Annotated in this window: 15 protein-coding genes and 1 pseudogene; 8 read left to right on the forward strand and 8 right to left on the reverse strand. The window is 69.9% G+C overall.

What is annotated here, in order from left to right; genetic code table 11:
* Window positions 1-11: 11 nt before the first annotated feature.
* Window positions 12-1,490: an FAD-dependent monooxygenase gene (locus tag KVT45_RS40650; RefSeq protein WP_217554406.1), complete on the reverse strand. Its 1,479-nt coding sequence runs from the start codon at window positions 1,488-1,490 to the stop codon at window positions 12-14.
* 96 nt (window positions 1,491-1,586) lie between these two features.
* Between KVT45_RS40650 and KVT45_RS40655 the strand changes: the two genes are divergently transcribed.
* On the forward strand, window positions 1,587-2,213 hold the full coding sequence (locus KVT45_RS40655; RefSeq protein ID WP_217554408.1) for a TetR/AcrR family transcriptional regulator C-terminal domain-containing protein: 627 nt from the start codon (window positions 1,587-1,589) through the stop codon (window positions 2,211-2,213).
* Window positions 2,214-2,263: 50 nt separating this feature from the next.
* On the opposite strand, the gene KVT45_RS40660 is transcribed toward KVT45_RS40655, so the two are convergent.
* Complete coding sequence (locus tag KVT45_RS40660) at window positions 2,264-2,740, reverse strand: MarR family winged helix-turn-helix transcriptional regulator (RefSeq protein ID WP_217554410.1); 477 nt, start codon at window positions 2,738-2,740, stop codon at window positions 2,264-2,266.
* A gap of 197 nt (window positions 2,741-2,937) precedes the next feature.
* Here KVT45_RS40660 and KVT45_RS40665 point away from each other — a divergent pair, with 197 nt between their 5' ends.
* A complete protein-coding gene (locus tag KVT45_RS40665) occupies window positions 2,938-3,135 on the forward strand; it encodes an acetamidase/formamidase family protein (RefSeq protein WP_254648078.1) in 198 nt (65 codons plus the stop codon).
* A gap of 58 nt (window positions 3,136-3,193) precedes the next feature.
* Here the strand turns inward: KVT45_RS40665 and KVT45_RS40670 are convergent, their stop codons facing one another.
* Window positions 3,194-3,586 carry a nuclear transport factor 2 family protein gene (locus KVT45_RS40670; RefSeq protein WP_217554412.1) on the reverse strand — a complete coding sequence of 131 codons (393 nt, stop codon included), beginning with the start codon at window positions 3,584-3,586 and terminating at the stop codon, window positions 3,194-3,196.
* Between the two features lie 383 nt (window positions 3,587-3,969).
* Between KVT45_RS40670 and KVT45_RS40675 the strand changes: the two genes are divergently transcribed.
* Both KVT45_RS40675 and KVT45_RS40680 read left to right on the forward strand, forming a co-directional pair.
* Window positions 3,970-4,665, forward strand: a complete 696-nt coding sequence (locus KVT45_RS40675) for an alpha/beta fold hydrolase (protein WP_217554413.1) — start codon at window positions 3,970-3,972, stop codon at window positions 4,663-4,665.
* 56 nt (window positions 4,666-4,721) lie between these two features.
* Complete coding sequence (locus KVT45_RS40680) at window positions 4,722-5,360, forward strand: helix-turn-helix domain-containing protein (RefSeq protein WP_254648079.1); 639 nt, start codon at window positions 4,722-4,724, stop codon at window positions 5,358-5,360.
* A 55-nt stretch (window positions 5,361-5,415) separates the two neighbouring features.
* On the opposite strand, the gene KVT45_RS40685 is transcribed toward KVT45_RS40680, so the two are convergent.
* Window positions 5,416-6,309 (reverse strand): alpha/beta hydrolase, encoded by an 894-nt coding sequence (locus KVT45_RS40685; RefSeq protein ID WP_217554414.1) that lies wholly within the window; start codon window positions 6,307-6,309, stop codon window positions 5,416-5,418.
* A 109-nt stretch (window positions 6,310-6,418) separates the two neighbouring features.
* Here KVT45_RS40685 and KVT45_RS40690 point away from each other — a divergent pair.
* Window positions 6,419-6,962, forward strand: a pseudogene (locus KVT45_RS40690) (IS5 family transposase); the annotation flags it as partial.
* Window positions 6,963-6,970: 8 nt separating this feature from the next.
* Here the strand turns inward: KVT45_RS40690 and KVT45_RS40695 are convergent.
* From KVT45_RS40695 to KVT45_RS40710, 4 genes are all read right to left on the reverse strand, one after another.
* A complete protein-coding gene (locus tag KVT45_RS40695; RefSeq protein WP_217554415.1) occupies window positions 6,971-8,065 on the reverse strand; it encodes an alanine racemase in 1,095 nt (364 codons plus the stop codon).
* A 242-nt stretch (window positions 8,066-8,307) separates the two neighbouring features.
* Window positions 8,308-8,715 carry a RidA family protein gene (locus KVT45_RS40700; RefSeq protein ID WP_217554416.1) on the reverse strand — a complete coding sequence of 136 codons (408 nt, stop codon included), beginning with the start codon at window positions 8,713-8,715 and terminating at the stop codon, window positions 8,308-8,310.
* Window positions 8,716-8,875: 160 nt separating this feature from the next.
* Window positions 8,876-9,685 carry a class II aldolase/adducin family protein gene (locus KVT45_RS40705; protein WP_217554417.1) on the reverse strand — a complete coding sequence of 270 codons (810 nt, stop codon included), beginning with the start codon at window positions 9,683-9,685 and terminating at the stop codon, window positions 8,876-8,878.
* Window positions 9,686-9,875: 190 nt separating this feature from the next.
* Window positions 9,876-10,325: an Lrp/AsnC family transcriptional regulator gene (locus tag KVT45_RS40710; protein ID WP_089106349.1), complete on the reverse strand. Its 450-nt coding sequence runs from the start codon at window positions 10,323-10,325 to the stop codon at window positions 9,876-9,878.
* A 160-nt stretch (window positions 10,326-10,485) separates the two neighbouring features.
* Here KVT45_RS40710 and KVT45_RS40715 point away from each other — a divergent pair, with 160 nt between their 5' ends.
* From KVT45_RS40715 to KVT45_RS40725, 3 genes are all read left to right on the forward strand, one after another.
* Window positions 10,486-11,637, forward strand: coding sequence for an acyl-CoA dehydrogenase family protein (locus KVT45_RS40715; protein WP_217554418.1), 1,152 nt, complete (start codon window positions 10,486-10,488; stop codon window positions 11,635-11,637).
* Between the two features lie 358 nt (window positions 11,638-11,995).
* Window positions 11,996-13,132, forward strand: coding sequence for a thiamine pyrophosphate-dependent dehydrogenase E1 component subunit alpha (locus KVT45_RS40720; RefSeq protein ID WP_217554420.1), 1,137 nt, complete (start codon window positions 11,996-11,998; stop codon window positions 13,130-13,132).
* Window positions 13,129-13,689 (forward strand): alpha-ketoacid dehydrogenase subunit beta (locus KVT45_RS40725; protein WP_368857564.1); only part of this gene is annotated, 561 nt, incomplete at its 3' end. The genes KVT45_RS40720 and KVT45_RS40725, both read left to right, overlap by 4 nt.

A 13,689-nucleotide genomic window follows, 5' to 3' on the forward strand; every position in this document is an offset into this window, starting at 1 on the left:
CCCGTGTCCCTTCAGTGACCCAGGACGGCGGCGACGTCGTCGTCCACGGCCGCGCCGAGCTTGGTGTCGTCCTGCTCCGTCCAGACGCGGGCGACATGCCCGTCGGGCCGGATCAGGGCGGCGCGCACGTCGTCCCAGCCGTCGTGGGCCCGGTCCAGCACCCCGCCGTGCACGGTGATCCGCTCCTGCGCGCGATCGGCGAGGGCACCGCCGGCGGTCAGGTCGAGCAGGACGTACGCGTCCGCCCGCAGCAGGCCGAACAGGGTGATGTCCGTGCCGGTGAAGGTGAGTCCGGGGGCGCGGGTGCCGGTCAGCGGGTGTGCCGCCGGGTCGTCGCTGGGGTAGCCGATGCCGATCGCGCTGATCTTTCCGGCCAGAATCCGGCCGAACTCCGGCACGGCGGCGATCATCTGGGCGGTCAGGGACCGCATGGCGAGCGCCTCGGGTGTGAAGGTGGTCAGCAGCAGGGTCTGGGCGCGGCTGTGCTCCTCCAACTGGGTGCCGATCAGGTGCCGTTCGGTGTGGTAGGTGTCCAGCAGGCCCTCAGGGGCCCAGCGGTTGAGGGTGGCGGCGAGCTTCCAGCCGAGGTTGTGGGCGTCCTGCATGCCGTAGTTCATGCCGACGCCGCCGGTGGGGAAGTGCTGATGGGCGGCGTCGCCCGCGAGCAGGACGCGTCCGCGTCGGTACTCGGTGGCCAGCCTGGTCGTGTTGCTGTACCGGGAGAGCCACGACGGGTCGCGCATGCCGAAGTCGTCGCCGGTGATGGCGACGGTCTTCTGCCGCAGCTCGTCCATCGTGAGGTCGCCCGGCCACTCCGTGGCGCCCCCGTCGGGGCTGGTGCCGGCGAGCCGCCACCGGTTGCCGGGCAGCGGCGCGATGAGTACGCCGCCGTGCTCGTTGAACTGGTTGAAGGCGAGCGGGGGCGGGTTGTCGAGCGCCACGTCGCCGAGCCAGCCGAGGAAGTTGAACGGGGTGCCCGGGAAGTCGATGCCGGCGCTCTCGCGCACGGTGCTGCGGGAGCCGTCACAGCCGGCGAGGTAGTCGGCCTCGACCGAGTACGGCCCCTGTTCCCCCGTCACCTGCACGGTCACCGAGTCCGCGTGCTCGGTGAAGCCGGTGACACGGTGGCCGCGCCGTACGGTGGCGCCGAGCCCGCGGGCGTACTCCTCGAAGAGCTGCTCGGTGCGGGCCTGCGGCAGGAAGAGGGTGTACGGGAACGGGGTGTCCAGCAGCGAGAAGTCCAGCCGGCTGGGCAGATTGGCGAAGTGGCCGGTGGGGATCTTCGGTGCCTCGTCCTGGAACCGCTGGTGGATCCCGCGGGAGGCCAGCAGTTCGATGCTCCGCGGGTGCATGGTGAGCGCCTTGGAGCGCTGGTCGATCTCGGTGCGCTCCTCCAGGACCGTGACGGAGATGTCGTTCAGCCGCAGCTCGGCGGCGAGCCAGAGCCCGACGGGCCCGCCGCCGGCGATGACGACCTGCTGCTTTTCCATGGGATCACCTTTCCTTGGGTCTGTGGCCAGGTTCTGAGATCCCCAGGGTTCTTGGTCGATGACCAAGGCTCTGGTGCGGGTCAGTAAACTAGGTCAATGACCAATAGGCAACAAGGCGACCGCCTGGATCCGGCCACCGTGATCGGTGCGGCACTGGAACTGCTGGACGAGAACGGCCTGGACGCGCTGTCCACCCGGGCGGTCGCCGACCGTCTCGGCGTCCGCATGAACACGGTGCTGTGGCATGTGAAGACCAAGGCCCGGATGCTGGAGCTGATGGCGGACGCCGTACTCGGTGAGATCCGGCTGGACGAGCTGCCGTCGGCCCCCGAGGAACGCGTCCGCGAACTGGCCCGCCGCTACCGCCGCGCCCTCCTCGGCCACCGTGACGGTGCCGCGCTCGTCGTCGGCACGTATGGCGTCGAACCGCACACCCTGCGCTTCGCGGACACGCTGGTGGGAGCGCTGCTCGAGTGCGGCCTCGAAGACCGCGAGGTCGCCTGGACCGCGTGGGCGCTCACCTACTTCGCCCTGGGCCTCGCCCAGGAGCAGCAGGCGGCCGGAGACCGCCCCCTCGGAGAGGCGCTGGCCCGTGCGGTCTCCGAGACGACCCACCCTTCGCTGCACCGTGTGGTCGCACATCTCGCGCCGGGGTCCTTCGACGAGAGATTCGAGTTCGGCGTGGCCGCGATCCTTGCCGGTCGGCCGTCTCCCCTCGGTTGAGGCCGGGCGGCAGGGTCGGCTCCGCCGGGCGGGGATGCGCCTGCGTCGGGCTACTCGTCCGGGAGGTCGGTCACCGCTGCCGAGCGGGTGAACGGCCCCTCGACGGTGAAGCGCCGCAGCATGCGGGCGAAGGCGCGGGCCTCCCCGTCGGGCCAGTCGGCGAGCGCGGCGGAGATCTGCTGGGCCAGGCGCTCCCGGGTGGCCTGCACGGCCTCTTCTCCGGCGGGGGTGAGCACCAGCAGGGTGGCTCGCCCGTCGGCGGGGTCAGGTTCCCGGCGCAGCAGTTCTGCCTCCTCCAGGCGGGTGGCGCGCCGGGTGACTCCGGACCGGTCCAGGCCGATCTCGGTGGCCAGCTCCGCGGCGCTCACCGCGCCGGTGCGGGCCAGGCCGCTGAGCACCGGGTAAGTGGTCTCGTCCAACGACTCGCCGATGCCCTCGGTGAGCCGGCGGTAGAGCTGCGCGCGGGTGCTGCGCCGCAGCAGCAGCCCCAGGGTGTCGGCGATCTCGTGACCCACATCGTTCGGCATGGCAGGAAAATTAGCGTGCGCGGCGCATGTGAAGCACATGCGGAGGAGTCCGCGTGTGTGTTGCATGCGGCAACGCGCCGACGCTCATCGGGCCCCACGCCCGCACACCTCGTCCAGGGCGAGGGCGCCCTCGGCCACCCGGCCGGCGGCCGAGGTGTGCAGGGTGGTGCTGTCCAGGGGCGGGCCATAGCGCCACGATGGGCGTCGGGCCCGATCTGATGTGTGCCGCGCGGGATGCCACCCGGGCCGTGATCGACCACCTGGGCAGCCGCTACGGCCTGGACCCGGTGGACGCCTGTGTGCTGTGCAGTGTCGCCGTGGACCTGCGGATCACCGAAGTGGTCGACGCGCCGAACTGGGTGGTCTCCGCGTATCTGCCCAAGGCCTTCTTCTGAGCGGACGGCAGCGCGCCGGGGGCCGCGGGGTGCGAGGTGTGTGCGGCCGGCCTTTCCGTCAGCGGGCGTTGCCGATGTTCCGGTCGGCGTCGGAGCCCTCGATCATCAGCGTGGTCTCCTCGACACGGTTGAAGCGGCCGTCAGGGGCGAGGTCCCCGAAGGCGTAGACCTCCATGCGCACGGTCGAGCCGTCCTTCTTCTCGATGTGGGCGGTGTGGCGGTCGGCGTACTTCGTACCGTCGTACAGCTCTTCGTGCACTTCGACGCGGCCGCCGGCGACCACCGTCCGCAGGTGGGCGATGTGTTCCACGAACCCGGCGCGGTCGTCCCACCGGCCGTCGGTGCGCTGCCGGTATTCCGGGGTGAAGTGACGGTCGACGGCTTCTTCCAGCGGGACGGCCGGGTTGAAGAGGAGGTCGGTGAGGGCGGTCTTCATGTCGGTGCGGGTCATGGATGCTCCTTGCGCGAGAATGCGTGCGCGGCGCACGCTTCGCTCGCACCCTAGCAGTAAATACGTGCGCGGCGCACGCTTCGGGTGGGAGGTGAGAAGGGGATCCGGGGTGCCGGTCACCTCGTGAGCCGGTGGCCGTGGTTCGACGGCCGCCGAAGGTGGGGCGAGGCCAGCCGCCTGCCTGTGTGCGTCTTTGACGCGTACCTGACCTGGGCTTGTGTCGTGGTCGGCGATCCTCCGCCCCTCGGTGGGTCGACCTCTTAGGCAATTTTATGTGCCAAGTAGGTTGACTAGCGTGTGATGGTTGCTGACCCTGTGAGGGAGGGCCGGCGGGTCCTCGCGGACGCGGGGCCTCGGGGCCCGGACCCTCCTGGGAGCGGCAAATGGCAACCTTCGTACTCGTGCACGGTTCTTGGGGCGGCGGCTGGGTCTGGGACCGGTTGCGCCCCCGGCTGGAGGATGCCGGCCACCGTGTCCTGACGCCGACCCTGACCGGTCTCGCCGAGCGGCGGCACCTGTCCGCGCCGGACGTCGGACTGGGCGCGCATGTGCGGGATGTCGTCGAACTCCTGGAGTTCGAGCGGGTGGAGGACGCCGTCCTCGTCGGGCACAGCTACGGCGGGATGGTGATCACGGGCGTGGCCGCGCTCGCGGGTGACCGCGTCGGGCAGGTGGTGTACGCCGACGCCTTCGCTCCCGTGACCGGCGAGTCGGCGTTCGGTCTGCTGCCATGGCTGGAGCAGGCGTTCGCCGATTCGCCGGGACCCGCGGCATGGGAGGTCGCTCCGCTGGACCCCGACTCGCTCGGCGCCGACGGCGAGGGCGCCGCATGGCTGTCGAGCAGGCTGACACCGATGCCGCGGCGCACTCATGAAGAGCCGCTGGGCCCGGGCAGCGAGGAGGTGCTGGCCGGCAAGGCGGTCACCTACCTCTACTGCGCCGACCAGGCCATCTTCAAGGACATGGCCGCCTCGGCGGAGAAACGGGAGTTCAGGGTAGTCGCGCTGCCCGGTGCCACCCACGTCGACCTGCTGACGCAACCGCAGGTGCTCGCGCAGGAACTGCTGAACCTCGTGTAGGTGCGGCCGGCCCGGTCGGGAGGGTCCGGCTGCGGCGGCCGTGTGCCTGTCAGGCGATGTCTCTTGCCTGGCAGGCATGCTATCTTGCGGAAATGTCGATCGAAGACACCGATCTCTGGGTGGCCCAACGCCTCAAGGACATGCGCAGTGAGCGCGGTATCACCCTGACGACCCTGGCCGAACAGACCGGCATCTCCTCGGCGCATCTGTCGCGCCTCGAGAAGGGTGTCCGCAAGCCCTCCATCGGCAGCCTGCTGCAGATCGCCCGCGTCTACGGCGTGTCCATCAGCGAGTTGGTGCAGGAACCGGACGAGAACGACTTCCATCTGGTGCGTGCCGACGCGGCGATGACGCGGGACGGCCAGGACGGCCGCTACACCGTACTGAGCGGCCCGCGCGAGACCATGTCCGTCATCCGGGTCGACCTGGCGCCCGGCAAGCACAGCAAGACCGCCCGGCATGTCGGCGAGGAATGGCTGCATGTGCTGACCGGTACGGTCACTCTCCACATTTCCGGGACATCGCTGCAGCTCGGAGCCGGTGATTCGGTGCATTTCGACTCGTCGAAGGAGCATCGCCTTGTCAACGACGAGGATGCCGCCGCCACCGTACTGATCGCCTCGACCGCGGCGACCGTTCCCATGCGCCACCCCATCCCCGCGTCCCGCCGCGGCTCCGCGGCCCAGCGAGGCTGACCCCCGCCCGGTCGGCGGCAGACCCCGGGTCCGTGTCCGGCTGATCGTGGAGCCGTCATCGCCCTTCGTGCTCGCCGGAAACCCCGATGCCGTCCGCGAGGGCGGCGGTCCACGCGTCCACGGCTCGACGGCTCGCGCTGATGGCCGGGGCCAGAACATCGAACATGTGCGGTACCCCGGGTACGAGGTGGACCTCGACGGCGTTTCCCGCCTCGCTCAGCCTTGCGGCGAACTCCAACGTCTCGTCCCGTACCGGATCGACCGCGGCGACCATGATGTACATGGGCGGCAGGTCCCTGAGATCCTCCGCGCGCGCAGGCACGGCGTGGTCGGACCGGGGATCGCTCCCCTGGAGGTACATCTCCCAACCGGCCTTCGCGCCATGCAGGTTGAAGAGCCTGGGATCTGTGACGGCGTGAGCCGACACGGACTCCAGGCGGTCATCGAGGACCGGGTATCCCAGATAGACGTACCTGATACGCGGTCCCTGGCGGTCGCGAGCGGCAAGGGCCACGGCCGCCGCCAGGGCGGCGCCGGCGGAGTGTCCGCCCAGGGCCAGGCGTGATGCGTCGACGCCCAGGGCCTCGGCCTCTTCGACCACCCAGGCCACCGCGGCATAACAGTCGTCGAAGGCGGCGGGGTAGGGGTTTTCCGGGGCGAGCCGATAGTCCGGGGCGACGACGGCGATGCCCAGTCGCGCGGACAGCCTTCGGCAGGTGGCGTCTTCCGCATTGGGCCCGCCGAGGACGAACCCGCCCCCGTGCATCCAGACCGCGACCGGAAGGGCCCCGGCGCCCTTGGCGGCCGGGGTGTAGAGACGTAGCCCCAAGGAGTGCCCGTTCGCGGGGATGACGCGGTCCTCGACCGTCACCTCACTGTCCGGCTTGCCGTCTCCGCTGGCCGGGCCGGTCGCCTCGCGAGCCGCCGGAACATCGGCGGGTGACAGCACTGCAGGCGGCGTTGCCGCGTGCGGACGCCCCGGCCGACCGTGGTGCGTGACGCCTGAGGCCTACAGCTCGACCCCGTGGCCGGTGGAGCGTCTGCTGCCCGGGGCGGCCGCGCACCGGCGATTCACTGAGTGGAGCCGGGCCCGGGTGTGGGGGCAGGCTTCACCGTCTGGTACTGGATGCGGGCGGCGAAAGGGGAGACCTGACGGGCCCGAATCCCGTAGATCGCGGCATGAAGGGCTCAAAGATCCACTTGATCACCGAGTGGTCCGGCCTGCCCCTCTCGATCGGCATCTCCGCCGCGAACACCCATGACAGTCAGGGCCCGGAACCCCTGGTACGGGGTGTCCCGCCGGTCCGCTCTCGCCGTGGACCGCGTCGGCGACGGCCTGCCAAGCTCCACGCCGACAAGGGGTACGACTACGACTACCTGCGACGCCGGCTCCGCGGCCGGAACACCGTCCCGCGCATCGCGCGCAGGGGGACCGAGTCCTCCCAGCGGCTGAGCCGCTACCGCTGGACCGTGGAGCGGACGGTGGCCTGGCTGGCCGGGTGCCGACGCCTTCACCGTCGTTACGAGCGCAAGGCCGACCACTTCCTCGCCTTCGCCGGGATAGCCGCAACTCTGATCTGCTACCGCCGACTCCCGGCCTGAAACGATCCTCAGGTATTGGCGCCTCGTGCCGTTACCGGCCAGCGGTCGACCACCTCACGGTCTTGGACGACCAGCAGTTCATCGGCGAGATTCACCGGCGTGCAGATGTGGTTGGGGACGACGGCGACCACCGACCCAAGTCGCGGTCCCCGCACTCCGTCCGGAAGCCGGACCACCGCGTGGTGCTCCCACAACCCGGTGATGGTCCCCTGCGGGAACTGGGGCAGGTAGCCGTGGCCTGTCACCCAGGACGACCGGTCGGAGCCGAGGACCTTGCTACCGACGTCCAGCACGAAGCGGTCAGGTGCGGGAACGCTGATCACCGTCGCCGCGGCGACCAGTGCCAGATCCTCCACACCACAGGTGCCGATGGCCAACTGGGTGGCGTCGTTGAAGACATAGACACCGGGCCGCAGCTCGTTCACCGTGCCCGGCTGCCACTGTCCCACCGTCGGAGTCGATCCGCCGCTGACCACGCGGACGTCGAACCCCAGGTCCCGCAGCACCTGTGCAGCCTCGCCCAGCGTGCGCTCCTCATCCCGTGCGGCGCGCTCGCGCGCCTGGGCGTCGTGCCCGTAGCCGTGCCCCGGAAACGTGAACACGCCCACAACATCCAGTCCCGCGTCGGCGGCGGCCTTCCCGACCTCACCAGCAGCGGGAGGCTGCACTCCCGTCCGGTGGCTCCCGCTGTCGACCTCGACGAGCACCTGGACCCGCCGGACGCTGCCACGAAGGGCCTCACCCATCCGCCGCGCTCCTTCGACCGACTCGACGCCGACCCTCAGGGCGACGTCATCCGCCAACCGGCGCAGCCGCTGTGTCTTGTCGGCATCGAGCCACACGGGGTAAGCGATGAACAGTTCATTCACGCCAACCCGGGCAAATGCCTCGGCCTCGCCGATCGTGGCCACCGACAGCCCGTGCGCACCGGCCCGAAGCTGTCGGTCCGCGATCTGCGCGCACTTGTGGCTCTTGGCGTGCGGGCGCAGGACGAACCCTTGAGCCTGTGACGCCTCAGCCATCCGCGAGATGTTTCTGTCCAGCACATCCGGATCGACCACGAGCGCCGGCGTAGCCAGCCCATCAGGCAGCGATATCGCCATCTCTTGCCTCCCGCCACGGAACACGCCGAGACGATCATGACAGGTCGGCGGAACGAGACCGCAGTGCCATCACCCCAGGCCCCACGCACCAGTTGAGACGATCTCTCAGGACCGGCTGCGGTCTCCGTGGTGACGGTGACGCCGGTGGAGTCCTGGGTCAGGCCGATGACCTGCCGACCGCGCCGGAGTCGCACGCCGAGTTCCGCCGCGTGTCCCTGCAGCTGTCCGGCTGGGTGTTCTTCCTACGGAAGGACAGCGAACCCGTCGACTTCGATGAGCCATTCCGGCATGCCGAGCGTCTGTACTCCGAGGAAGGTGCTCGCGGACACGGGCCACTTGCCGTCGAAGGCACGACTGCCCGCGGCGAAGATGGGCTCGACCAACTCGGGCCGGTGACCGACGACGTGGATCGTGTTCTTGATCAGGTCGTCCGGGGTGGCACCGGCGGCCTCCAGGGCAACTCGGAAGTTGCGGAAGGCCTGTTCGGCCTGTGCCTCGTGGTCACCGGGGCCGACGAGGTTGCCGTCCTTGTCCAGGGCGATCTGACCTGCGATGGCGATGAAGCGGGTGCCCGCGCCCGTCACCGCGTGGCTGTAGAGGCCTTGGATCGGGGGTGCGAGAGCGTCCGGGTTGACGCGTTGAATCGACATGGCTTCTCCAGAATCGTCGTCGGGCGCAGGGCGCAGGGCGCAGGGCGCAGGGCGCAGGGCGCAGGGCGCAGGGCGCAGGGCGTAGTCACTTGGCGGTCCTTGTTTCTGTACGTCGGCAACAGGACCGGTTCGCATCGACGTCGGGCAGGTGCCGTCCTCGCTACTCCAGGACGTCGGGCTCCTCGTCCGTCACGAGCCCGGCAAGGAGGTTGAAGTTGTGCCGGGCCATGTTGGCGTTGCTGAACTGCCGGTGCGCCAGGGTGACTTCCTCGTCGCTCATGATCCGGGGCCGTCCTGCGGCATCGGCCAGCAGCTGCATCTGGCAGGCCCGGTCCATGGTGATGAACCACCAGGCCGCCTCCTCCACCGACCGGCCCACCGTGAGCAGTCCGTGATGGCGCAGGATCGCGGCCCTGCTGTCCCCGAGCCGTTCGGCGATGCGCTCGCCCTCCGCCTTCTCCAGGACGAGCCCCTTGTACTCGTCGAAGAGCACGTGGTCGCCGGTGAAGGCGCAGGATTCCTGGACGATCGGGTCGAGCAGCTTGTCGAGCGAGGCGAACGCCCGGCCATGGATCGTGTGGGCGTGCGCGACGGCGACCACGTCGGGGCGCGCCTGGTGGATCGAGGAATGGATCCAGAACGCCGCCTTGTTGGTGCGGCGCTCGCCCTCGATCACGCGCCCTTGCTCGTCGATGAGCAGGAGATCGCTCACCCGGATCTTCGAGAAGTGGACGGCGTAGGGGTTGACCCAGAAGCGGTCGGGGAACTCCGGGTCGCGCGCCGTGATGTGCCCCGCGATGCCTTCGTCGAACCCGTGGCGAGCGAAGATCCGGAAGGCGATCGCGAGCTGTTCCTTGCGGTGCCGGCGTTCGGACTCCACGGAGTCCTTGGTTTCCGAGAGCTGGGGTATGTCGAGCTCGCCGATGTTCTCCAGCTCCGCTGCGCCGGCGCTGTCGGTCGACACGGACATGCGCTGATGCCTCCCTCGGTTGGTGCGGTCAGGCCTCCTTCAGGGTGGGGCGACGAATGGGCGAAGTCAACCTGACAGGCAAATCAATATGCCTGTAGGGCAAATTTCCGGGGAGGGTGATCCGGTGCGCCGGTACCGGACCGGTCTCTCCGGGAAGCCGGAGCGGGAAGCGCCGGTCTGCCGGTCGTCCTCACCCGTCCCGGCGCCACGCCCCCAGCACCATCAGCGTCTTCGTCCCGATCACCGGCCCCGACCGGCGCAGCCGGTCGATGACGTCCCGCAGATGCTGGACGCCGGACACCCGGACCCGGACCAGCGCGTCGGGGTCCCCGGCCACCGTGAAGACCTCCAGGACCTCCGGGACGCTCGTGGCCGCCATGGTGATCATCTCGACCTTCACGTCCCCGGCGAACCTGAGCTCGACGAAGGCCTCGAAGCTGGACCCGAGCTTGTTGTGGTCGAGGATGACCGTGTAGCCCGCGATGACCCCGACCCGCTCCAGGCGGTCGATGCGCCGCTTCACGGCGGAGGGGGACAGGCTGACGTGGTCCGCGATCTCCGTGACCGTTCGCCGGCCGTCCTGCACCAGCAGATCGATGATCATGCTGTCCACGCTGTCGACGTGCTCGGTACCGGACATCTCCACACCTCGCTCAGAAGCAGGTTCCTTGCGTGGAACCCAGGTCGTGCATAAGAAATTTTGTGCGCACCGCAAGAACTCGGCAGGTTAATTGCACCACGGGTCGCGCGCTGTCGACTGTGGTCCTCCACCGGGAGCCGACCGCAGGAGGGGCACAGCAGTGAAAGTCGAACGAGAACTGCCATCCCGTGAGGCCTATGACCTGCTGGAACTGGTCACGGACATCGCGGACAAGGAACTGGGGCCGCGTGTCGCGGAGTTCGAGGACGAGGCAAGGTTTCCGCGCAAGGTCTTCGAGCTCCTGGGCGAGGTCGGGCTGCTCACCCTGCCGTTCGGTGAGGACGTCGGCGGCGGGGGACAGCCGTACACGGTCTACCTCCAGGTCCTGGAGGGGATCGCCGCGCGCTGGGCCGCGGTTGCCGTGGGCATGAGCGTGCACACGCTGGCCTGTCTGCCGGTGGCCACGTTCGGCACCGAGGCGCAGCAGGCCGAGTTCCTCCCGCGGATGCTGAGCGGAAAGCTGCTGGGCGCGTACTCCCTGTCGGAGGCCCACGCGGGTTCCGATCCCGCGGCGCTGCGCGCGTCCGCGTCGGAGAGCCCGCAGGGCTGGACAGCCCGCGGCACCAAGTCCTGGGTCACACACGGCGGCGAGGCCGACTTCTACACCGTCTTCCTGCGGACCTCCCCCGATACGCGGTCGGGCATCTCCTGCTTCCACGTCGACGCCGGTACGGCGGGGCTCGTCGCGGGGGCACCGGAGCGCAAGATGGGGCTGCGCAGCTCGACGACGGCCGAGATGCACTTCGAGGACGTGGTCCTCCCGGGCGACCGGCTCGTCGGAACTCCGGGCCAGGGCCTGCCGATCGCGTTGGCCGCGCTCGACGCCGGCCGGCTCGGGATCGCCGCGGTCGCCGTCGGCATCGCCCAGGCCGCGCTGGACTACGCCGTCGGCTACGCCCGGGACCGGCAGACGTTCGGGCGCTCCATCATCGAGCACCAGGGCGTCGGATTCCTGCTGGCCGACATGGCGGCCCGAACCGAGGCGGCCCGCGCGACCTACCTGGTTGCCGCTCGTCGCAAGGACTCCGGTCGGCCGTACACCCGGCAGGCCAGCGTGGCCAAGCTGATCGCCACCGACACGGCGATGGCGGTCACGACCGATGCCGTCCAGGTCCTCGGCGGCGCGGGATACGTGCTCGACCATCCCGTGGAACGGCTCATGAGGGAAGCCAAGATCACCCAGAGCTTCGAGGGCACCAACCAGATCCAGCGCCTGGTGATCAGCCGTCAACTCGCCGCTTCCGCACGGTAATCGGTGTCCGTCCGCCCCCCTTCTTTCGACGTCGCTACATGCATCCCCGCGGCGCGCACAGCGCCCGCCTCCGACCCCCACCGATGACGAGAACGTGCCGTGCAGTCGTGTGATGCCCGGCTGGGCGTGCCGGACGAGTTCGGAGCGCCGGTCGGGCATGTCTCCGCACCCCGACGCGCAACGGCTGTGTGATCCGCCTGGACGGATCCCTCCGTATGGCCCATATGGGTCCCGTATGACCCGTATGACCCGTATGACCCGTACAGCCCGCATGGTGCCGCGCTGACCCGCGCCCGTGTGCCTGCCCTCCCCACATCCGCCGGTGCCCGCACGGGCGCCTCCGAGAACGAGAGCCGTGATGCCACGAAAGCCGCCCACACCGACCGCGGACGCCCGACGCTCCGACGGACCGATCCAGTTCCTCACACCCGAGGGGGCGTTGGAGTCCGACGGCCGGCTCGGCCTGCCCGCCACGCTCGATCTGCCCGCGCTCTACCGGGACATGGCCCTGGTGCGCCGTCTGGACACCGAGGCGATCGCGCTCCAGCGCCAGGGAGAGCTGGGCCTGTGGCCCTCGCTGCGCGGGCAGGAGGCCGCCCAGGTCGGGGCCGCCCACGCGCTGAGCGCCCAGGACATGGTGTTCCCCACCTACCGGGAACACGGTGTGGCCTGGTGCCGGGGACTGGACCCGGTGTCGCTCCTCGGTCTCTTCCGCGGTACGACGCTGGGCGGCTGGAATCCGTACGAGAGCCGCTTCCACCTCTACACCCTGGTCATCGGCGCACAGACGCTGCACGCCGTCGGCTATGCCATGGGACTGGTCCGGGACGACGCGATCGGCTCGGGGGACGACAGCCGCGACACGGCCGTGCTGGTCTTCCTCGGCGACGGCGCGCTGAGCGAGGGCGAGACCAACGAGGCCTTCGTCTGGGCCGCCGCCCAGAACCTGCCCGTGGTCTACTTCTGCCAGAACAACCAGTGGGCCATCTCCGCCCCCTACAGCGTGCAGAGCCGCGTCCCCGTCGCGCAGCGCGCGTCCGGCTTCGGCTTCCCCGGCGTCTGTGTGGACGGCAACGACGTGCTGGCCTGTCTCGCGGCGACCGGTGACGCCCTCGCCCGGGCCCGGTCCGGCGGCGGGCCCACCCTGATCGAGGCGGTGACCTACCGCGTCAACGCGCACACCACCGCAGACGACGCCGGCCGTTACCGGCCCGCCTCCGTGACCGACGAGTGGATCGCCAAGGATCCCCTGGAGCGGCTGCGCCGCCACCTCACCGCGAGCGGGGCGGTCGACGAGGAGTACTTCGCCGACATCGAGCGGCGGGAACAGGAACTGGCCGATCACCTGCGGACCGGCTGCCGGTCGCTCCCTGCGCCGGACCCCGCCTCGTCCTTCGAGCACACCTACACCACGATGCCGACCGAACTCGGCCAACAGCTGGCCGAGCACCTGGAGTTCGTCGCCGCCGGCCAGGAGAACGGGGCCACGCGATGAGCATCTCGGGCATCTCCATGGTCAAGGCCCTCAACAACGGCCTGCGCAAAGCCCTCCAGGACGATCCCCAAGTCCTGCTGATGGGCGAGGACATCGGACGCCTGGGCGGGGTCTTCCGGGTCACGGACGGCCTGCAGAAGGAGTTCGGCAGCCTGAGAGTCGTCGACACCCCGCTCGGCGAGGCCGGGATCGTCGGCGCCGCGATCGGTCTCGCCCTGCGCGGCTACCGCCCGGTCTGCGAGCTCCAGTTCGACGGCTTCGTCTACCCCGCCGCCAACCAGATCATCAGCCAGCTCGCGAAACTCCGGCACCGCTCGGCCGGCGCGATCACCCTGCCGGTCGTCATCCGCATCCCCTACGGCGGCGGCATCGGTCCCATCGAGCACCACTCGGAGTCACCCGAGGTCTACTTCGCCCACACGGCCGGGCTGAAGGTGGTCACCTGCTCCAACCCGCAGGACGCCTACGACATGATCCGCCAAGCCGTCGCCGACGACGATCCCGTGATCTTCCTCGAACCCAAGCGGCACTACTGGAGCAAGGGCGACGTCACCGAC

The sequence above is a fragment of the Streptomyces sp. GbtcB6 genome, from assembly GCF_019091475.1.
Classification (GTDB): domain Bacteria; phylum Actinomycetota; class Actinomycetes; order Streptomycetales; family Streptomycetaceae; genus Streptomyces; species Streptomyces hyaluromycini.

What these genes read in the sequence shown, in the direction of transcription:
- KVT45_RS40650 (WP_217554406.1), bottom strand. Translation starts at nt 1,490, where the DNA reads ATGGAAAAGCAGCAGGTCGTCATCGCCGGCGGCGGGCCCGTCGGGCTC.
- KVT45_RS40655 (WP_217554408.1), top strand. Translation starts at nt 1,587, where the DNA reads ATGACCAATAGGCAACAAGGCGACCGCCTGGATCCGGCCACCGTGATC.
- KVT45_RS40660 (WP_217554410.1), bottom strand. Translation starts at nt 2,740, where the DNA reads ATGCCGAACGATGTGGGTCACGAGATCGCCGACACCCTGGGGCTGCTG.
- KVT45_RS40665 (WP_254648078.1), top strand. Translation starts at nt 2,938, where the DNA reads ATGGGCGTCGGGCCCGATCTGATGTGTGCCGCGCGGGATGCCACCCGG.
- KVT45_RS40670 (WP_217554412.1), bottom strand. Translation starts at nt 3,586, where the DNA reads ATGACCCGCACCGACATGAAGACCGCCCTCACCGACCTCCTCTTCAAC.
- KVT45_RS40675 (WP_217554413.1), top strand. Translation starts at nt 3,970, where the DNA reads ATGGCAACCTTCGTACTCGTGCACGGTTCTTGGGGCGGCGGCTGGGTC.
- KVT45_RS40680 (WP_254648079.1), top strand. Translation starts at nt 4,722, where the DNA reads ATGTCTCTTGCCTGGCAGGCATGCTATCTTGCGGAAATGTCGATCGAA.
- KVT45_RS40695 (WP_217554415.1), bottom strand. Translation starts at nt 8,065, where the DNA reads ATGGCGATATCGCTGCCTGATGGGCTGGCTACGCCGGCGCTCGTGGTC.
- KVT45_RS40700 (WP_217554416.1), bottom strand. Translation starts at nt 8,715, where the DNA reads ATGTCGATTCAACGCGTCAACCCGGACGCTCTCGCACCCCCGATCCAA.
- KVT45_RS40705 (WP_217554417.1), bottom strand. Translation starts at nt 9,685, where the DNA reads ATGTCCGTGTCGACCGACAGCGCCGGCGCAGCGGAGCTGGAGAACATC.
- KVT45_RS40710 (WP_089106349.1), bottom strand. Translation starts at nt 10,325, where the DNA reads ATGTCCGGTACCGAGCACGTCGACAGCGTGGACAGCATGATCATCGAT.
- KVT45_RS40720 (WP_217554420.1), top strand. Translation starts at nt 11,996, where the DNA reads ATGCCACGAAAGCCGCCCACACCGACCGCGGACGCCCGACGCTCCGAC.